This is a genomic window from Sphingopyxis sp., from assembly GCF_036675685.1.
Classification (GTDB): Bacteria; Pseudomonadota; Alphaproteobacteria; order Sphingomonadales; family Sphingomonadaceae; genus Sphingopyxis.
On the sequence record NZ_JAKFEM010000016.1, the window covers coordinates 49,180 to 67,414 of the forward strand.

General features: G+C 65.4%; 23 protein-coding genes. 6 read left to right on the top strand and 17 right to left on the bottom strand.

Features of this window, described 5'->3' with window-relative positions:
• Positions 1-4: 4 nt before the first annotated feature.
• The 4 genes from V6M50_RS07160 to V6M50_RS07175 all read right to left on the bottom strand — a co-directional run bounded on the left by V6M50_RS07160 (position 5) and on the right by V6M50_RS07175 (position 4,128).
• Positions 5-838, bottom strand: coding sequence for an arylamine N-acetyltransferase family protein (locus V6M50_RS07160; protein WP_332817865.1), 834 nt, complete (start codon positions 836-838; stop codon positions 5-7).
• Positions 835-2,658 carry a M2 family metallopeptidase gene (locus V6M50_RS07165; protein WP_332817866.1) on the bottom strand — a complete coding sequence of 608 codons (1,824 nt, stop codon included), beginning with the start codon at positions 2,656-2,658 and terminating at the stop codon, positions 835-837. Before V6M50_RS07165 ends, V6M50_RS07160 begins: the two co-directional genes overlap by 4 nt.
• 76 nt (positions 2,659-2,734) lie before the next feature.
• The gene (locus V6M50_RS07170; RefSeq protein ID WP_332817867.1) at positions 2,735-3,484 is read right to left on the bottom strand and encodes an alpha/beta fold hydrolase; all 750 of its coding nucleotides are present in this window, start codon (positions 3,482-3,484) and stop codon (positions 2,735-2,737) included.
• The gene (locus V6M50_RS07175; protein WP_332817868.1) at positions 3,481-4,128 is read right to left on the bottom strand and encodes a 2-hydroxychromene-2-carboxylate isomerase; all 648 of its coding nucleotides are present in this window, start codon (positions 4,126-4,128) and stop codon (positions 3,481-3,483) included. The genes V6M50_RS07170 and V6M50_RS07175 overlap by 4 nt, the downstream gene beginning before the upstream one ends.
• A 125-nt stretch (positions 4,129-4,253) precedes the next feature.
• On the opposite strand from V6M50_RS07175, the gene V6M50_RS07180 reads away from it, so the two are divergent.
• Genes V6M50_RS07180 through V6M50_RS07190 form a run of 3 tightly spaced genes read left to right on the top strand, consistent with a single transcriptional unit; the run spans position 4,254 to position 7,429 of the window.
• The gene (locus tag V6M50_RS07180; protein WP_332817869.1) at positions 4,254-4,700 is read left to right on the top strand and encodes a MarR family winged helix-turn-helix transcriptional regulator; all 447 of its coding nucleotides are present in this window, start codon (positions 4,254-4,256) and stop codon (positions 4,698-4,700) included.
• The gene (locus V6M50_RS07185; protein WP_332817870.1) at positions 4,700-5,803 is read left to right on the top strand and encodes an HlyD family secretion protein; all 1,104 of its coding nucleotides are present in this window, start codon (positions 4,700-4,702) and stop codon (positions 5,801-5,803) included. Before V6M50_RS07180 ends, V6M50_RS07185 begins: the two co-directional genes overlap by 1 nt.
• A 36-nt stretch (positions 5,804-5,839) precedes the next feature.
• Positions 5,840-7,429, top strand: a complete 1,590-nt coding sequence (locus V6M50_RS07190; RefSeq protein WP_332817871.1) for an MDR family MFS transporter — start codon at positions 5,840-5,842, stop codon at positions 7,427-7,429.
• Positions 7,430-7,460: 31 nt separating this feature from the next.
• Here the strand turns inward: V6M50_RS07190 and soxR are convergent, their stop codons facing one another.
• Both soxR and V6M50_RS07200 read right to left on the bottom strand, forming a co-directional pair.
• A complete protein-coding gene (gene soxR, locus V6M50_RS07195) occupies positions 7,461-7,760 on the bottom strand; it encodes a redox-sensitive transcriptional activator SoxR (protein ID WP_332817943.1) in 300 nt (99 codons plus the stop codon).
• Between the two features lie 12 nt (positions 7,761-7,772).
• Positions 7,773-7,925 (bottom strand): MerR family DNA-binding transcriptional regulator, encoded by a 153-nt coding sequence (locus V6M50_RS07200; protein ID WP_332817872.1) that lies wholly within the window; start codon positions 7,923-7,925, stop codon positions 7,773-7,775.
• A 68-nt stretch (positions 7,926-7,993) separates the two neighbouring features.
• On the opposite strand from V6M50_RS07200, the gene V6M50_RS07205 reads away from it, so the two are divergent.
• Positions 7,994-8,386: a DoxX family protein gene (locus V6M50_RS07205; RefSeq protein WP_332817873.1), complete on the top strand. Its 393-nt coding sequence runs from the start codon at positions 7,994-7,996 to the stop codon at positions 8,384-8,386.
• Between the two features lie 49 nt (positions 8,387-8,435).
• On the opposite strand, the gene V6M50_RS07210 is transcribed toward V6M50_RS07205, so the two are convergent.
• The 8 genes from V6M50_RS07210 to V6M50_RS07245 all read right to left on the bottom strand — a co-directional run bounded on the left by V6M50_RS07210 (position 8,436) and on the right by V6M50_RS07245 (position 13,882).
• The gene (locus V6M50_RS07210; RefSeq protein ID WP_332817874.1) at positions 8,436-9,041 is read right to left on the bottom strand and encodes a hypothetical protein; all 606 of its coding nucleotides are present in this window, start codon (positions 9,039-9,041) and stop codon (positions 8,436-8,438) included.
• Between the two features lie 2 nt (positions 9,042-9,043).
• Positions 9,044-9,643, bottom strand: a complete 600-nt coding sequence (locus tag V6M50_RS07215) for a DUF2238 domain-containing protein (RefSeq protein WP_332817944.1) — start codon at positions 9,641-9,643, stop codon at positions 9,044-9,046.
• A gap of 14 nt (positions 9,644-9,657) precedes the next feature.
• On the bottom strand, positions 9,658-10,434 hold the full coding sequence (locus V6M50_RS07220; RefSeq protein WP_332817875.1) for an arginine deiminase family protein: 777 nt from the start codon (positions 10,432-10,434) through the stop codon (positions 9,658-9,660).
• A 107-nt stretch (positions 10,435-10,541) separates the two neighbouring features.
• Entirely contained in the window at positions 10,542-11,567 is a 1,026-nt protein-coding gene (locus tag V6M50_RS07225; RefSeq protein WP_332817876.1) for an aspartate-semialdehyde dehydrogenase, read from the bottom strand.
• Between the two features lie 39 nt (positions 11,568-11,606).
• Entirely contained in the window at positions 11,607-12,215 is a 609-nt protein-coding gene (locus V6M50_RS07230) for a DUF1287 domain-containing protein (protein ID WP_332817877.1), read from the bottom strand.
• 97 nt (positions 12,216-12,312) lie between these two features.
• Positions 12,313-12,690 (bottom strand): 50S ribosomal protein L19, encoded by a 378-nt coding sequence (gene rplS / locus V6M50_RS07235; RefSeq protein ID WP_058816170.1) that lies wholly within the window; start codon positions 12,688-12,690, stop codon positions 12,313-12,315.
• A gap of 5 nt (positions 12,691-12,695) precedes the next feature.
• Positions 12,696-13,433, bottom strand: a complete 738-nt coding sequence (gene trmD / locus V6M50_RS07240; protein WP_332817878.1) for a tRNA (guanosine(37)-N1)-methyltransferase TrmD — start codon at positions 13,431-13,433, stop codon at positions 12,696-12,698.
• 38 nt (positions 13,434-13,471) lie between these two features.
• Positions 13,472-13,882 (bottom strand): SRPBCC family protein, encoded by a 411-nt coding sequence (locus V6M50_RS07245; protein ID WP_332817879.1) that lies wholly within the window; start codon positions 13,880-13,882, stop codon positions 13,472-13,474.
• 124 nt (positions 13,883-14,006) lie between these two features.
• Between V6M50_RS07245 and V6M50_RS07250 the strand changes: the two genes are divergently transcribed.
• Positions 14,007-14,591 (top strand): bifunctional transcriptional activator/DNA repair enzyme AdaA, encoded by a 585-nt coding sequence (locus tag V6M50_RS07250; RefSeq protein ID WP_332817880.1) that lies wholly within the window; start codon positions 14,007-14,009, stop codon positions 14,589-14,591.
• Here the strand turns inward: V6M50_RS07250 and V6M50_RS07255 are convergent.
• The gene (locus tag V6M50_RS07255) at positions 14,588-15,523 is read right to left on the bottom strand and encodes a LysR substrate-binding domain-containing protein (protein WP_332817881.1); all 936 of its coding nucleotides are present in this window, start codon (positions 15,521-15,523) and stop codon (positions 14,588-14,590) included. The two genes, V6M50_RS07250 and V6M50_RS07255, sit on opposite strands and share 4 nt — an antisense overlap.
• A gap of 102 nt (positions 15,524-15,625) precedes the next feature.
• Here V6M50_RS07255 and V6M50_RS07260 point away from each other — a divergent pair, with 102 nt between their 5' ends.
• Entirely contained in the window at positions 15,626-15,826 is a 201-nt protein-coding gene (locus V6M50_RS07260; RefSeq protein WP_332817882.1) for a hypothetical protein, read from the top strand.
• An 89-nt stretch (positions 15,827-15,915) separates the two neighbouring features.
• Here V6M50_RS07260 and V6M50_RS07265 read toward each other — a convergent pair whose 3' ends face one another.
• Together V6M50_RS07265 and rimM are read right to left on the bottom strand one after the other, a co-directional pair.
• Positions 15,916-17,442: a serine hydrolase domain-containing protein gene (locus V6M50_RS07265; RefSeq protein WP_332817883.1), complete on the bottom strand. Its 1,527-nt coding sequence runs from the start codon at positions 17,440-17,442 to the stop codon at positions 15,916-15,918.
• Positions 17,443-17,568: 126 nt separating this feature from the next.
• Positions 17,569-18,063 carry a ribosome maturation factor RimM gene (rimM, locus tag V6M50_RS07270; protein WP_332817884.1) on the bottom strand — a complete coding sequence of 165 codons (495 nt, stop codon included), beginning with the start codon at positions 18,061-18,063 and terminating at the stop codon, positions 17,569-17,571.
• Positions 18,064-18,235: the final 172 nt, after the last annotated feature.

Sequence of the window (18,235 nt, forward strand, 5' to 3'; positions counted from 1 at the left end):
CCGGTCAGCCGCCCCCGAACAGCTGGTCATGGCGATCGACGACACGGCGCCACAGCCGATCGATCTCGGGCATTTCGATATCGAAAATGTCGCGCCCGACCACCGCCATCTCGTCGGCCGAGCCAAGCAGTTGCTTCGTTTTTCCCGCGGGCGTCAGATGCGTGAGCACGCGGCCCCGCAGCGTCGAGTGCGCATCGCCGCGGCGCACCTGCATCACCAGATTCTGGACGAACGGCGACCAGTCTTCGCGCGCCAGCGCCGATCGCATGGCATCGAGGACGCCTTCATCGGCAGGTCCGGTGGAAAAATCATAGCCGAAGGGCGCACCGTCGCCGACCATTTCGTCAAAGGTCCAGCCATCGTCCCCGACGTCCGCCAGGCTGATCGCATAGGGTCCATCGATGCAGCTTCCAGCCGCGATCGCGAGCGGCGCCGTCAACGACCCGCCGAAACCGACATCGACGAGGTAGGGCCGATCGAGATCGATCCGCAGGCACAGATGGTTGCCGCGACGCTCGGGTACGTCGCCGCCGCGCCGGACGTCGCCGCTCAGCCGGGTGACGGCATAGCCCAAATCGGCAAGCAGGACGCCGAACAGGGTGTTGAGTTCGTAACACCAGCCGCCGCGCCCGTGGTCGACCACCTTGTCAAAGATGCCATCGACCGTGACCGGCGGAACCCGGCCGAGTTGCACATCGAGGTTTTCGAAAGGAACATGCGCCAGATGCGCGCGGACGAGGACGCCGAGCGTCGCCAGATCGGGCCGGGCCGGGGCCGCGGCGCCGATCCGGCGAAGATAGCGCTCGCGATTGAACCCCACCGCCGGCGTCTCGCTCACCACCCCGACGGCTTGCCCTTATTCTGTTCGTCGAGCCATTTCTTGAGCGGCGCGAAATAGTCGGCCATCGCCTTGCCCGACATTTCGCGGTTGCCGGTAAAGGCTTCGAGCGCATCGGGCCACGGCTTCGACGCGCCCATTTCGAGCATCGCGTTCAGCTTCGCGCCGACTTCCTTGTTGCCATAGAAGGAACAGCGGTGGAGCGGCCCCTTCCATCCCGCCTGCTTGCACGCCGCTTCATAGAATTGGAACTGCAGGATGCGCGCAAGGAAATAGCGGGTGTAGGGCGTGTTGCCGGGGATATGGAATTTGGCGCCCGCGTCGAAGGCGTTCGCCGGACGTGCGGCAGGCGGGACGATGCCCTGATATTGCGTGCGCAGCTGCGTCCACGCGCTGTTGTAATCGGCGGGCTTGATCGAGCCGTCGAACACGCCCCAGCGCCAGCGGTCGACGAGCAGGCCGAAGGGCAGGAACGCGACCTTGTCCATCGCCTGCCGCAGCAACAGGCCGGTGTCCTTGTCGGCGCTCGGCACCTTCGCCTTGTCGAGCAGGCCGATGTCGACAAGATATTGCGGGGTGATCGACAGCGCGACGAAATCGCCGATCGCCTCGTGGAAGCCGTCGTTGGCGCCGTTCAGATAGAGGAACGGCTGCTTGTTATAGGCGCGCTGGTAATAATTGTGGCCGAGTTCGTGGTGGATGGTGGTGAAGTCGTCGGCATTCACCTTGATGCACATCTTGATGCGGATATCGTCCTTGTTGTCGACATCCCACGCCGAGGCATGGCAGATGACCTCGCGGTCAGCGGGCTTCAGAAACTGGCTGCGCTTCCAGAAGGTTTCGGGCAGCGGCGCCATGCCGAGCGACGAATAGAAATTCTCGCCCGCCTTGACCATGTCGAGCGGGGTCTTGCCCTGCGCGGTCAACAGGTCCCCGACGTCGTAACCAAGGTCGCCCGATCCCGCGGGCGCAACGAGCGGGTAGATATTGCCCCATTCCTGCGCCCACATATTGCCGAGCAGGTCGGCGCGGATCGGGCCGGTCTTGGGCTGCACCGCGTCGCCATATTTCTCGTTGAGTTTCCAGCGCGTGTAGGTGTGGAGCGCCATGTAGAGCGGCTTCACTTCCTGCCACAATCGCTCGGTCGTCTTGGCGAACTCCTCGGGCGACATGTCGTAACCCGACCGCCACATCGCGCCGGTGTTGGCAAAGCCCAGTTCCCTCGCGCCCTCGTTGGCGATGCCGACCATGCGGGCATAGTCATCCTTCATCGGCGCGCCGACATTGTCGTGCCAGCTCGTCCACATTTCGGCGAACTGCGCGGGCGTGTTCTTGAGGTTGCCCATCTCGGCCTCGATGTCCGAGCCCGATATTTCCTTGCCGTTCAGCGTCCCGCGGCCCTTGCCATATTGCGATTGCAGGTCGGTCGCGATCTGGTTGAGTTCGGTCGCCGCGCCGGGTTTGGTCGGCGCGGGCAGGACAAGGCCGGTGCGCAAGATGTCGAGCTTGCGCCTGGTGTCGGCGCTCAGCCCCACAACATCCTTATACTTGGCGGCTTCGAGCGCATATTTCACCGACTTCTCGGTGCCCACGGCGTTGATCCGCGACGCCATGGCATCGGTATCTTCGGTCAGATAGGTGCTGTTGACCCAGTTCACCTGACTCGCCTCGACCGTATAATCGAACAGGTCCTTCTCGGCGGCGGCGATGAAGGCATCGGCGTCGGCGGCGGTGGGTGCAGCAGGTGCCGTCTGAGCGGCGACTGGCGCCGCGACGGCGAGCGACAGGGCAAGCGACAAGCTTGAAATCATGGCTTTCATGGGGTGGGTCCTCTGGAATGTTCTGACTGCGCTCTTCGGCGCGATGCCAGCAGATTGGCGCGCGCCGGGGGCCGGGTCAAGCCGTCAGGAAAAGCGCGATCGCCTCGCCCAGTTCGGGCTGGGTCACGCTCGACATATGCGTACCCGGGATCGTCGCGAGCCGCGCATCGGCGAGCGCGGCGACCAGGTCGGGCGCCGAGCCATTGTCCTGGTCATCGGCGCCGCACACGACGAGCACCGGCATGGTCAGCGCCGCCAGCGCCTCGGGCGGGGTGTCGGTGAAGCTATCGAGCAGATGCCCCGCGGCAATGCGGTCGACCTTCATCGTTTTCATGAACTGGATCGACAGCCAGGTGTCGTCGCCGCGCTTCGCCGTTTCATATTCGGCGATGACGCGCTGGAAAAACCGCCCGCGCTTTTGCCAGCCGGCGAGCCCGCCGAGCCCCATGCCGCCCAAAATCAGCCGGCCCGGTTTCATCCCCGCCACCACCGCGCGCACACTGGTGCGCGCGCCGAGCGAAAAGCCGCCGAGGTCGAAATCGCTGAGTCCCAGATACGCGATCAGGTCTTCGAGGTCGCGCACGAGTATGTCGGGAGGGTAAAACTCCTCCTCGTGCGGCGCGTCGCTCGACCCGTGGACGCGCAGGTCGGGCATGATCACGCGGTAACCCGCCGCCGCAATGCGCGCTGCGGTGCCGAACTTGATCCAGTTGACCTCGCCGCTCGAAAACAAGCCGTGGAGCAGCAGCAGCGGGCGCCCTTCACCCAGCTCGCGCCAAGCGAGGCGCACGCCGTCGCGCGCTTCGAAAGTGTGCGGGTCGCTCATCGCGGCCGCAGCCCCTTCTGCTCCATGCGCCACTTCGCCATCTCGATCCGGTCCTGTCCGAAAAAGGGCTCGCCCTCGAACACCAGCGTCGGCACCCCCCAATGGCCGGCGATCTCCAGCGCGACCTGGTTGGCGGCGATTTCATTATCGAGCACTTCGGCTTCCGCCGCCGCCTCGGCATCGAGTTCGGCGAGGTCGAGCCCCGCACGGCGCGCGGCGCCTGCCAGATGGTCGCCCAGATGCCAATCCTGCGCGCCGCCCCAGATCAGCTGGCCCGTTTCGTGCGCGAAGGCGAGGCTCTTGCCGCGGCGCGATGCCGCCTGCCCGAGCCGGGTCAGGCGATAGATATAGGGCTGCTCGGCCGCGATCGCGCGCGTCGCAATATCCTGGACGATCGGGTCGGGACGCGGTGGGCCGAAGGGGATGCCGTGGAACTGCGCGACGCGGATCATGTCGCGCATCGTGTAGCTGATCCAGTTGGGATGGTTACGCTCGAAAAAATCGGGCTGGCGGATCGCGAGCGGATAGACGGGGCGCAGATTGATCGTCACGTCGTGGCTGGCGGCAAGGGCGCGGTAACGGCCGATCGCAAGATAGCTGTACGGCGAACGAAAGGACCAGAAGAGGTCTGCGTTGAGACTCATGCCGCCATCCTGCCCAAAAAGACGCCCGACGCAAGCAGTGTAAAGAAATTTTACACCATATTCGAGATTGTTGGCAGTACGACGAGCTGTTGAATATAGTAGCAGTTGCTATTATATCATAGGATATGAGTGAAACGATCGGCTTCCTGCTCAACGATTCGGCGCGCCTCTTCCGCCGCGCGTTCAATGCGCGCACGAAGGGCAGCGGCATCACCGCGCTGCAATGGCGGCTGATCACCTATCTGAAGCGCCACGAGGGCATAAGACAGGGCCCGATGGCCGAGCTGATCGAGGTCGAGCCGATCACCCTCTCGCGGATGGTCGACCGGCTGGTCGAAGCCGAGTTGGTCGAGCGCCGCGCCGACCCGGCCGACCGCCGCGCCTGGCAGCTATACCTGACCGCGCGCGCAGGCGAGCTGCTCAGCGGCATGCGCAGCACCGCCGACGCACTCACCGCCGAAGCGACCGAGGGGCTGAGCGCCGCCGAGTGCGACCAGCTGATCGACCTGGTCGAACGCGTTCGCGCCAACCTCTCCCGCCGTATCTGCCAAAAAGAAAATGAGACCGCCTGATGGACCAGCTCTCGCCATCCCGCCCGAAAGCCGAAGAAGTGACGCCGCCCAAAGCGGCGCCGAAGGCCGATCCGTTGCCGCCGACACCCGCGGCCCCGACCGAGACCAGTCCGAAGGCGAGCTGGCGCTCGCGCCTTTTGATGTTCGGCCTGCCGCTCGCGCTGGTCGCCGGGGGCGCCGGCTGGTGGCTGACCAGCGGCGGATCGGTGTCGACCGACAATGCCTATGTCCAGATGGACAAGGTGTCGGTCGCGGCCGAAGTCGGCGGACGGATTACCGAAGTCGCGGTGCGCGACGGCCAACAGGTCGCGGCGGGGCAGCTCCTGTTCCGCATCGACGGCGAACCCTATGCGCTGACCGTCGCGCAGGCGGCGGCCGCGATCGACGCGGCCGAGGTCGAGGTCGGAAATCTGTCGGCGAGCGCGAACACGTCGAGCGTCGACATCGCCGCGGCGCGCGAGGACGTCAAATTTGCCGAGGTCAATTTCGGTCGCCAGGCGGCGTTGATGGAAAAAGGCTTCACCACCAAAGCCGCCTATGACGCATCGCGCCACGCGGTCGCCCAAGCGCGCGAGCACGTGCGCCAGGCCGAAGCCGCCGCCGTCGAAGCGCGCACCAAGCTCGCCGCGGGGCCGTCGAGCGGGATCAATCCGCAGGTCGAGGCGGCGCGCGTCCAGCGTTCGCAGGCCGAGGTCAATCTCGGCCGCACCACGGTCCGCGCGCCGAGCGCCGGCCGCATCGCGCAGTCGGACCGGCTGCAGGTCGGACAGATGATGGTCGCGGGGCTTCCCGCGGTCACACTGGTCGATACCGGGCATCCGTGGGTCGAGGCCAATTTCAAGGAAACCGACCTCGCCGACATGCGCGTCGGCCAGCGCGCCGAAATCAGCTTCGACGCCTATCCGGGGCTGAAGGTGCGCGGCCATGTGCTGACGATCGGCGCGGGGACCGGCAGCGAATTTTCGGTGCTGCCGGCGCAGAACGCCACCGGCAACTGGGTCAAGGTGACTCAGCGCGTTCCCGTGCGCATCGCCTTCGACGAGAAGCCGTCGCGCGACATGATTGCCGGGCTGTCGGCTGATGTCCGGGTGTTTACGAAATAACCCGGATGCCCGCCCTTCCCCTCCTTTCAGCTAGCCATGGCAACTAACGCCGTCCCCCGCCGGCCCTCTGCCGCGGCGCTGCCCGACGACGATTCGATCCCGCTGCACGAGCGGGTGCGTTATCGCGGCCTCTTGACCGTCGCGGTGATGGGCGCATCGATCATGCAGATCCTCGACACGACGATCGCCAACGTCGCCATCCCGCATATGCAGTCGGCGCTCGGCGCGACGAGTGAGACAGTGACGTGGGTGCTGACGAGCTATATCCTCGCGTCGGCAGTCGCGATGCCGATCACCGGCTGGCTCGCCGACCGCATCGGGCGGCGCGAATTGTTCCTCGCCGCGATCGCGGGGTTCATCATCACCTCGATGGCGTGCGGCGCGGCGCAGTCGCTCGAACAGATGGTCGCCTTCCGCTTCCTGCAAGGGATCAGCGCCGCCTTCATCGGGCCGCTGTCGCAGTCGGTGATGCTCGACATCAACCCGCCCGAGCGTCATGCGCGCGCGATGTCGATCTGGGGCATGGGGATCATGATCGGCCCGATCCTCGGCCCCGTTCTCGGCGGCTGGCTGACCGAGTCGGCCAACTGGCGCTGGGTTTTCTATGTCAACCTGCCGGTCGGCCTCATCACCCTCGCGATGATGTGGGCACTGCTGCCCAGGGCCCGAACGATCACCCGCCGCTTCGACCTGTTCGGTTTTTCGATGCTCGCGCTGGGGCTCGCGGCGCTCCAGCTGATGCTCGACCGCGGCGCGCATCAGGACTGGTTCGAGAGTATCGAGATCTGGATCGAGCTGGGGGTCGCCCTGTCCTGCCTGTGGATGTTCGTCGTTCATATGCTCACCGCGCGTGCGCCCTTGTTCAGCCGCGCGATGCTTGCCGACCGCAACCTCGTCACCGCGATGGGATTCATGGTCGTGATCGGCGTCGTGATGTTCGCGTCGATGGCACTGCTGCCGCCGATGCTCCAGAATCTGTTCGGCTGGCCGGTGATCGACACCGGCATCGTACTCGCGCTGCGCGGCGTCGGCATCCTCGCGAGCATGTGGGTCGCCGGGCAATTGCTCGGAAAGATCGATGCGCGCTGGCTGGTCGGCACCGGCCTCCTCATCGCTGCCTATTCGCTCTGGCAGATGAGCCACTGGTCGCTGATGATGGGGATGCAGCCGGTGATCATCAGCGGGCTGGTGCAGGGGCTCGGCATGGGGCTGATCTTCATCCCGCTCAACACCATGGCCTTTGCGACGATCGAGCCGCAATATCGCACCGACGGATCGAGCCTGCTCAACCTGTTTCGCAGCCTCGGCGCGTCGGTCGGCATCTCGATTGTCACAACGCTGCTCGGTTCGAACATCCAGACGAGCCACGAGGACCTGGCGGCGCACGTCACCAGCAGCTCGGTGAGCCTGCTCGACCCGTCGACCGCCGACCGCTTCGGCGTTGCGGGCGATGCGGCGATGGCAATGATCAATGCCGAGATCAACCGGCAGGCGGCGATGGTCGCCTATGTCGATGATTTTTGGGCCATGATGTGGGTGACGCTGGCGTCGGTGCCGCTGGTGCTGCTGCTACGCCCGCCGAAGCCGGGTGGGCCGCGGGCGTCGGCGGCGGATATGGGGCATTAGGGCTGCTGGTCGAATGCCAGGTCGGGGTCGGCTATCGTATCAGCAGGCGTGCCCCGGGACCTTCCCTTCCCAAGCGGTCGGCCGCATTTCGAAGCGGACAATCCGTTAGAGAAAGGCAACCGCATCCGATGCAGCTCCCGAGCTTATCCCGAAGTTGCCGCAAAGCCTCGATACGCTCCTCGATCATCGACTGCCATGAAAGCGTAAGGCGGCGCCAGTCGTCTGCATTCAGTGTAGATCCTGCCGGGATCGTTTCGAGAAAGTCCTTCATTGCTTTGAGATGTATGCCAGCCTTTTGGGCGACGCGAATGATCGCAATCCTGCGCAATATCGCGCGATCGTATCACCTCTGATTGCCTTGCGTCCGCCAGCTCGCGATCAATCCCTGTCGCTCATAGAAGTGGATCGTGGAGACCGCGACCCCGCTTCGCCTCGCGACTTCCCCGACGGTGAGTGTCCGACCCGGCTGCATCGACTTTCCCCTTGACCTCAACATTTGTTGAGGTTGTATGCGCCGTGTCGGTCTGACGGAGCAACCCTGTTCCGCCCAATGATGGAGCCGACATGCACATTGCAACCGACACCCTGAAAATCCTCAAATTCGTCACTGTCTGGGCATTGGTGATCTTTTTCATCGCGGGAAGCATCGGAAACATCTTCCCCCCGGATAATGTGCAGGCGGACTATGAACGCTGGGGTTATCCGGACTGGTTTCACTATGTAACTGGCGCGCTGGAATTCATCGTCGCTATCCTCATCGTTCGCCCGGCGACAAGGCTCATCGGCTCTGCGATGGGGTGCCTGATAATGGGCGCAGCCTTTGGCACCTTGTTGTTCCATGGTGAATATTCACATGCAGCCGCTCCCACCGTGATTCTGCTGCTCCTCTTCGGGTGCATTGGGTTCACGACAAAGGATGTCAGGCGGAACATGAATCGAGGGCGTTCAGCTTCGTAACCGGTCGAAAGCAATAGCTCCGCTTTTCCCGGCCGGTCGCTGACCGGCATTAACGGAAGAAACAGTTGGCGCCAGCGAAGAGCGCATCGATCTTCGCCGTATCGCCGGGCGCGGCAAACATGCCGCCGATGACCTTGTCGCCGGTGCCGATGCTGAATTCCTCGCCCAGCGTGCTGTCCTCGAGGTCGACGATCGACACCGATTCGGACGCCTTGGCGCGGGTGGTGCCGACGCCGATGCCGCTCATCGTCGAATAGGTGGCGGCACCGGGTTCGTTGCCGAGGAACCAACCGACGAACTTGCCGCCCTGGAAGTTCAGCGTCATCGCATCGTAGCGGGTGAATTCCATCGTCCCCGCGCCGCATTCCTCGTTCGTGCTGCGGTCGTCCTGCTCGCCCGCGACGCGCGCGAGCGCCTCTTCGGCCTCAGCCCGCGGCACGCCGAAGGCGAGCAGGCTGGCCTTGCCGCTGGTCTTGTCGACGAAACGGAGACCCTCGCCGTCGAGGCTTATCGCGGTGGTCGCGGCGGCGGGACCGTCGGCCTTGGCCTCGGGCACTGCGGGCGCGACCGGATCGGTGTCGGCCGGGGCTTTGTCGGCGGCGGGTTTGCACGCGGCGAGCAGCGCCACCACCGCGAGAGTTGTAAACTTGCGCATGACTATCTCCTGCCTCGAAACGCGATCACCAGTATCGCACCCAGCACCGCGAGCGCCATATCCTTTTGCGCGTCCCAAATATCGCCCTGCTGCCCATTGTAGCGGTCGGCGGTCTCGCCCGCGGCGAGGATGGTGAGCAGCCATTCGAAAATCTCGTAGAGCGCCGAAAGTGCGAGCACCCAGCCGAGCACCGCCAGCGCTGCACCGCGCGCGCCGAGGCCGCCCCAGCGCCGCACGATTTCGGTGACGGGGACAACCGACAGCGCGCCAAAGGCAAAGTGGGCGAGCCGGTCATAATGGTTGCGGTTCCAGCCGAAGAGGTCGGACGGGCTGGTGCCGGTCAGCGCCCGCGCCCAATCGTCATAGGGCACATTGCTGTAGGCATAGCGCCCGCCGAGCGTATGGAGCGCGAGGAAGGCGACGATGCAGGCGAGCGCGGGGGTGGACAACGGCCAGCGGCGGAGCAGCGCGGGCGAAGCGATGAGCAGCAGCATCGTCGGAATATGCTGGAGCAGCGCGACCTCGGGATAAGGCTGGTCGATCTGAGCGACGAGCAGCAGCGCGAGAAGCAGGCCGAGCAGGCGGCGCTGCGCGGACGGCATAGGCATCGCTGCCGTCACCAGCGCAGCGACATGCAGCTGAGCCCTGCGTCGATGCGCGCGATCTGTTCGGTCGCCATCGGGCGGAACGGAACGCCGCGCGCCGCAAGCATGGCCTGGGTCGCGAGCCAGCGGTCGCCGACAAGCACCGTATCGCGCACCCGCAGAATGTTCGCCGCGCCGTCTTCGCCGGTTGGAGTCAGCACGACTTCGAGGCCCGCGAATTCGGGGCAGTCGCGCATCGCGGGCACCGCCAGAATCGTCTTTCCGTCGATCAGGCTGCAGCCGGTCTTGAAATGGAGCACGCCGGCGGGGGTGATCGCGACCTCGGCGCGATAGCCGAGACGGTCCAGCAATCTGGCCAGCTCCGTCGCCCCCGCGCGGTCGGTGCGGTCCGAGAGGCCGATGATCACGCGGTCGGCGAGACGCAGTACGTCGCCGCCGTCGACATGACCCGTCGTCATTTCCAGCAGGTTAGGATGACGCGCGGCGAGCGCTTCGCGGATATGGTCGATCTCGCCCGCACGGCTCGGCGCGCCGGGACGGAGCAGGATCGCGCCCTCGGGAAAGGTTAGCGCGACATCTTCGGTGAACAGCGCGTCGGGAAAATCGTCGAGCGGCGGGAGGACTTCGACGGAAAGGCCGAGGTCGCGGAGCGTGGCGACATAGGCCTCATGCTCGGCAGCGAGGCCTGCGAAGTCGGGATCGGGACCGCCATCGGCGCGGATGCCGTTCACCGCCGATGGGGCGGGGGCGCGGCAGAGGGCGTGGGTGAAGGCGTAGGGGTTGGTCATCCAACCCTCTTATCCGTTCGCATCGAGCGAAGTCGAGATGCCCCCGAGGGAAAGCACCAACGATGTGTGTCTCGACTTCGCTCGACACGAACGGAATTTAAGGTGGCTCAACCCTTCTTCAGGTGCCGGCGGCCGAGCAGTTCAGCGATCTGCACCGCGTTGAGCGCCGCGCCCTTGCGCAGATTGTCGCTGACGCACCAGAGGTTGAGGCCGTTTTCGATCGTCGGGTCTTCACGCACGCGCGATACGAAGGTTGCGAAGTCGCCGACGCATTCGACCGGGGTGATGTAGCCGCCGTCCTCGCGCTTGTCGTGGAGCACGACGCCGGGGGCTTCGCGCAGGATGCGCTGGGCATCTTCGGCCGACAGCTCATTCTCCATCTCGATGTTGATCGCTTCCGAATGGCCGACGAACACCGGCACGCGGACGCAGGTCGCGGTGACCTTGATCTTGGGATCGAGGATCTTCTTGGTCTCGACGACCATCTTCCACTCTTCCTTGGTCGAGCCGTCGTCGAGGAATTTGTCGATGTGCGGGATGACGTTGAAGGCGATCTGCTTGGTGAAGAGCTGGATGTCCTTTTCGTCGCCAACGAAGATCTGGCGCGTCTGGTTCCACAGTTCGTCCATGCCCGACTTGCCCGCGCCCGACACCGACTGATAGGTCGAGACGACGACGCGCGTGATCTTGGCGACATCATGGATCGGCTTCAGCGCGACGACCATCTGCGCGGTCGAACAATTCGGGTTCGCGATGATGTTGCGCTTTTTATAGCCGTCGATCGCGTCGGGGTTCACTTCGGGCACGATCAGCGGCACGTCGGGGTCCATCCGGTAGAGCGAGCTGTTGTCGATCACGACGCAGCCTGCTGCAGCCGCCTTGGGCGCGTGGATCGCGGTCGCTTCGCTGCCGATCGCGAAAATCGCCATGTCCCAGCCGGCCCAGTCAAAATTATCGATATTCTGGCATTTGACGGTGCGGCCGCTGTCGCCGATTTCGACGTCGGTGCCCTGGCTGCGCGACGATGCGACCGCCGCCAGTTCATCGATGGGGAATTCGCGCTCGGCGAGAATTGCGAGCACTTCGCGCCCGACATTGCCCGTGGCTCCGGCGACAACGATACGATAACCCATTACCTCACTCCTCAGTGCAAATACTCGGTTGAAACTGCGTCAGACTTTCCAGCGGAAATGGCCGGTCAGCCTGTGGTCGAAAAGCGCATCCTCCTCGCGCGTGCCGCCACCGATATTGTGGAGGACGAGCGGGGTGCCGGTCGTATCCTTGCGGTCCGACACGATGCCGGTGTGCGGCAAGCGCCCGCCGACCAGCGCGGTGAAGACGTCGCCCGGCCGCCAGTCGGCCGGATTGTCGGTGACGGGCAGCGCCGCGCCCTGCCGCCGCCAGAAGGTCGCGAGATTGGGAACGCGCCGGTGATCGATGTTGCGATCGGGGCGCCCCAGCCCCCAGTTTTTCGGATAGGCTCCGAAATTGGCGCGCATGTCGGCGTTTACAAGGGCCTGCAGGTCGTGGCCCAGCGCATCGCGGAACGCACGGATGACGACATCGGTGCACACACCCTTCGCGCGCTCGACATCGCCGTTCGGGAAGGGAAGCAGGGTGTAGGCGGGATCGTAGCGCAGCGTGACGCCGACCTGCTTCCGCGCCGCCGCGACCAGCCGTAGGGCGCTCGTCGCGGCCAACGCTTCGCCCGACAGCCCGAACGCCAGCGCCGCGCCGATGAAGGCACGCCGGGTCGGCTGGAATGGCACTGATTGCTGCATGATTTGGGTTGCCCAAATGAAAAACGACCGGTTCTGCCTGTTGGCGGAACCGGTCGTTTTGGAAAGCTGTTTCGGCTTTGGGTGAGAGAAGCTCTCCTTAGCCTTCGCCGGCTTCCGACCGGTAATCGCGGCGCTCCGCAATACGCGCCGATTTACCAGTGCGGCCACGAAGATAGTAAAGCTTCGCACGACGCACGGCACCCTTGCGGATGACGGTAATGCTGTCGATGTTGGGCGAATAGAGCGGGAACACGCGCTCGACACCTTCGCCGAACGACATTTTGCGCACGGTGAAGTTGGAGCCCATGCCCTTGTTCGAGCGTGCAATGCACACGCCTTCGAAATTCTGGACGCGGGTGCGTTCGCCTTCGACCACCTTCACGCCGACTTTCAGCGTGTCGCCGGGGCGGAAGGTCGGAATGGTCTTTGCCGCTTTGGCAATTTCTTCGGCTTCGATCGTCTGGATGAGGTTCATGTCCTCTAGTCCTTTTCTTTTCGCCGCGCGCCAGAGGCAGGTCGGTCCCGAGCGTCGATATGACGCTCCCAAAGGTCCGGCCTGCGTAACCGTGTGTGATCTTCCGCCTGTTGTTTCCGCCAGGCCGCGATCTTCGCATGATCCCCCGATCGCAGCACTTCGGGGATCGTGCGCCCTTCCCAATTTACGGGCCGGGTATAGTGCGGATATTCGAGCAAACCGTTTTCGAACGATTCGTCGTCACCGCTTGAAGCCGCGCCCATTACGCCGGGAAGCAGCCGAATGCAAGCATCTAGCAGCAACAGCGCCCCCATCTCGCCGCCCGACAGGACGATGTCGCCCATCGAGACCTGTTCGATCGGCCGCGCGTCGAAGATACGCTCGTCGAATCCCTCGAACCGGCCGCAGAGGATGATCGCACCGGGACCCGCCGCGAGGTCACGCACATAGGCCTGTGTGATTGGCGCGCCGCGCGGCGTCATCGCGAGGATCGGCAGGTCCGGATGCGCCGCCGCCGCATGGTCGATCGCGGCGCCGAGCACATCGGCTTTCAGCACCATGCCCGCGCCGCCGCCCGCGGGCGTATCGTCGACGGTGCGGTGTTTGTCGGTCGCAAAATCGCGGATCTGCACCGGCGAACAGGACCAGGTCCCGCTCTCGAGCGCACGCCCCGCCATGCTGTGCCCCAAGGGTCCGGGGAACATGTCGGGGTAGAGGGTGAGCGGGACGGCGACGAAGGGCATATATCCCCATGCCGCCCACCGGCCCCGCTTGGCAAGCTTCAGCTGTCGACGGAGACGCGTTCCATATGGGCCTTCATGCAGGTCAGGCCGTGCGCCATCATCGGTGCGACCTGTTCGGCGAGCGCTTCGGGCAAGAGATCGGCGGTCCAGCGAACCTGCGCGCCGCCTTCCGCATCCGTGACCTCAAGCACGCCATTGTGATGGTCGAACGCCTTGATCGCCCAGACGAGGCGGCGGCGGTCGTCGTCGACCGAGACGATCGTCTCGTCGGCCACCGCGCCGTTCGCAAAGGTGACACGGCGAACCGGCGCGCCTTCGCCTTCGAGCATCTCGGTGGCGACAACGAACCCGGGGACGAGCCGGTCGTGGAGCCGGCCGACATCGCGCGCGGCGTCCCAGACCGCGCCGGGATCGGCGGCAATGAAGATTTCGTGATGAATCGAAGCCATCCTGTTCGCTCCTGCTGTGGACATGCCGCAACGATAGCGCCGCGCCCGACCCGCGGCTGGCAGGAATCGGACGCGATCATCGCCGCCCCCGGACAAGCGGCGCGGATCGTCCTATAAGGGGCGCATGACCCCGCTCGACGAACCCGACCTCGATTTCGCGCTTTGCGAACGGGTGCGCTATGCCCGCGATCCGGCGTTCGACGGCGTGATCTTCATCGCGGTCAAATCGACCGGCATCTATTGCCGCCCGGTCTGCCCGGTCCGCCAACCGCTCTCACGCAATGTCGACTATTATCGCAGTGCGGCGGCGGCCGAGCGCGCGGGCTTTCGCCCCTGCCTTCGCTGCCGCCCCGAGACGGCGCCGCGCTCGCCGGCGTGGAACGGCACCCGCGCGACCGTCGATCGCGCGCTGCGGCTGATCGAGGACGGCGCGCTTGACGAAGCCGGCGTCGAGGCGCTGGCCGAGCGGCTCGGCATCGGCGCCCGCCACCTGACGCGGCTGTTCCGGCGCCACCTCGACACCACGCCGCTGGCGGCCGCGCGCACGGCGCGCATCCAGCGCGCCAAGCGCCTGATCGATACCACCGACCTTGGTATGACCGAAATCGCGCTGGCAGCGGGCTTTGGCAGCGTGCGATCGTTCAATGCCGCATTCCAGCAGGTCTATCGCCGGGCACCGACGATGTTGAAGCGCCGGCCGACGCGTTAGCCCGATTTCGGCGACGGCAGCGGCTCCCACATCACCGCGGGGAGCAGGTGGCGATCCTTCGCCATCTCGGCGTGCAGCCATTCGCGGAAGCGCTCGATCTTGCGCACCCCGACGCGATTCTCGCGATTGACGAGGTAGTGCGCCGTCCCCGGCTGGAAGAGCGTCTCGAAGGGACGGACCAGCCGCCCCGCGTCGAGTTCGGCACGCCAGAGCAAAGGCGTCATCATTGCGATGCCGTAACCGCCCTGCACCGCGCTCGCCTCCTGCAGCTGGCTGTCGAGTTCGATGCCGCGGCGCTGCGGCAACGGACCGCTGCCGACGCCCGCGGCGGCGAACCAGCCCGCCCACCAGGGGTCATTGGGGGCCAGCCGGTCGACGCGCAGCAGGTCGGCGGGTGTCTCGATGCGGTTCACCTCGAGAAAGGCGGGGGCACAGATCGGTGTGACATGGCTGCGGTAGAGGAAATCGGCGCGTAGTCCAGGCCAGAATCCGCGACCTACCCGAACCGCGACGTCGACGTTGGTGGCATCGAAATCGACCAGATCGTTGCTCAGCAGCATGCGGACGGCGAGGTCGGGATAGGCGAGCTGGAAACCGCCGATGCGCGCGCTGAGCCAGGTGCCGCCGAACGTGGTCATGGTGCTGATCGTCAGCACGTCGGCCTCGTCGCTGCCGAGCGCGGCGAAGGCGTCGCCCATCGAGGCGAAGGCGCCCGAGATCGCGGGCAGCAGCCGCTGCCCCGTTTCGGACAGCCGCACGCGCCCCTTTTCGCGCACGAAGAGCGCGCGGCCGAGCCGGTCCTCCAATTGGCGGACCTGATAGCTGACCGCCGCCTGCGTCAGCCCCAGCTCCTCGGCGGCGCGCGAGAAGTTCTGCAGGCGTCCAGCGGCTTCGAAGGTCCGGATCGCGGCAAGGGGCGGCAGCTTGGCCATGCCACCTTATAAGCTGACCTTATGATATGGTCTACGGCTTTTGTTGGCGCTGCACGGCCGGGAGGCGCATCTTGCAGGCATCCAATCAGCAGGAGACGACCGATGAAGGACGAACTTTGGATGCGGACCTGGAACGACGGTCACCCGCGCTTCAGCGACGATTTGCATCGCGGCATCGTGTGGCTGCTCACGCCGTTCCGGCGGCTTGGCGAGTGGATCGCGCTGCCGAGCGCTCCGGGCCAGGACAGCTTTTTCGCGCGCGCCGCAGCCCGCCGCGTGCAGCGCCGGCGCAAGGCAGGGTGATAGCGCAAAGCAACGAGCCGTAGCTCCAAGCTGGTCGAAGGGCGTCCCCGCCGAAAGGTGCCCTTCGACCAGCTTGGGGCTACGACCGCCTAGTTCGATCGCGGCGATACGACCCGGAACCGCAGCGCCTGGATCGTCGCCGGGGTGGTCGGCGCGAGCAGCAGCATGCCATCGAGCTTCCCCTTTTCGCAGTTCAGGCGAAAGGCGGCCGACATCGCGCCCGTCGGCGCGAGCGGCTCGGCGGCCGGGCATGCGCCGACCTCTGCCTTGAGCCGCGCCAGTTCGGCGGCCCAATTTTCGGCCGAACGATCCATCAGGAAATTCATCGCCAGCTTTCCGTCGAGCGGACCAAGGTTGCCCGCGGCATAGGCCGCCTGCGCCGCCGCGAAAGCCTGCGTCACCGCAGGCGACACGGGGATGGCCCGGTCCGTCAGCAAACCGGCCTTGTCCATCGCGACCGCCGTGTCCCACGCCGCCCCCGACGGCCCGGCATAGGTGCGGTTCGCGAGCGCGAAGACGCCGACGCCATGATCGGGCATCAGCATCACATGGCTGCCATAGCCGGGATAGCCGCCGCCGTGCGCAAGGGTCAGGCCAAGCTCGCAATCCTGCGCGACGCGCCAGCCCATGCCATAGGCGGCGGCCTGTTTGCACGCCGTCGCGCCGCTCGCCCCGATCCGGTTTGCTACCGACACGAAATTCAGCCCCTGCGCGACCTCGCGCACCGTCGACCGTTTGACCGGCCCCGCCTCCGGATCGTCGCGCGCGGGCCAGGCCGCGAGCAGGAAGGCGACCCATTTGGCATAGTCGTTCGCGCTGACCTGGAGCCCGCCCATGCTGTTGAACGCGCCGTCGATCATCGTCGGCTCCGCAGCCCATGCGTCATTTTCCCAGCGATAGCCGACCGCGTGCCGCGCCTTCGGCGCCTTGGTCACGTCATAACCGCTGCTCGTCATGCCGAGCGGGGTCAGGATCGTCTTCTGGACATAGTCGGTATATTTCATGCCCGATGCGTTGGCGACGATCCGCCCGAGCAAGGCATAGCCGAAGTTCGAATATTCATGGGCGGCTTGCGGGACGCGGCTGAACGGCACACCCGCCGCGATCATCCGCGTGAAATCCTCCTGCGGCAAGACCTGTTGCCGGTCACCCCACGGATCGTCGGTGACGAAGCCACCGACATGGTGGAGCAGGTCGCGCACCCGGATGCGCGGGCTATCCTTGGTCGGATAGGTCCAGCCCTTCATTTCGGGCACATATTGCTCGGCGAGATCGTCGAGCCGGAGCTTGCCCTCGTCGCGCAATTGCAGGATCGACAGCGCCGTGAACGCCTTGGTCATCGACGCGATGCGGAACAGGCTGTCGGCGGTGACGGGGCGCTTGTCCTTGAGGTCCTGGACCCCGAGGCCCTTCACATAGGCGAGCTTGCCGTCCTTGACGACGCCATAGACCATGCCGGGGATGTGCGCGTCGGCCTGATATCTGGCGAAGAGCGCGTCGATTTCGGGGGTGAGTTGTTCGAGAGTCTTGGCAGGTTCTTGCGCGAGCGCGGGAAGCGGGGCCGCGAGAATGAGTGCCAAAGCCAATCCCGATTGCCAGCGCATGACGATCCCCATGATTAAGAGCGCCCTTCAAGCCCGTTCGTGCCGAGCTTGTCGAAGCACCGTCCTTCTCCTCCATCATAGAAAGGAAGAACGGCCCTTCGACAAGCTCAGGGCGAACGGTTTTTTCGAGATATGCCTTTATTCGACGAACGCGGCGTCGACCGTCACGCCAACATCGCTCCACGCCGGCACCGCCCGGGCATTCATCGGCACCATGAAGCGCTTGCCGTCGGGCTTTGCGATTTCGAGGATATCGCCGGCGCCGAAATTCTCGACCGCGACGACCTTGCCCACCGCCTGACCGTCGGTCGAAACGCACGGCAGGCCAAGCAGGTCGTGGTGATAATATTCGCCCTCGCCGAGCGGCGGCAGCGCCGAACGCGGGACGGTGAGGATGGTGCCGCGCAGCGCCTCGGCGCCGCTGCGGTCGGTGATTTCGGCGAAGGTCGCGACCGCGCCCTGGTTCGCCGGGCGCACCGATTTCAGCGTCAGCCGCCGATCGCCCGCGTCGAAAACGGAAAAGGCGCGGAGAGCCTCCGCGCCTTCGCCAAATAATTTGAGACGCACCTCGCCCCGCACCCCATGCGCGCCGGCGATGGCGGCGAGGGTGACGGGGCGGTCGGCGTTGGCCAAGGCTTAGCCTTCGGCCTTTTCTTCGCCAGCTTCTTCAGCGGCGGCTTCTTCGGTCGCAGCTTCTTCAGCCGGGGCTTCTTCGGCTACCGGGCCGCCTTCGGCGACTTCCTCGGCGATCGCGGCCGCGTCTTCGGCGGTCGCTTCGGCGGGGACTTCGTCAGCAACGGCTTCG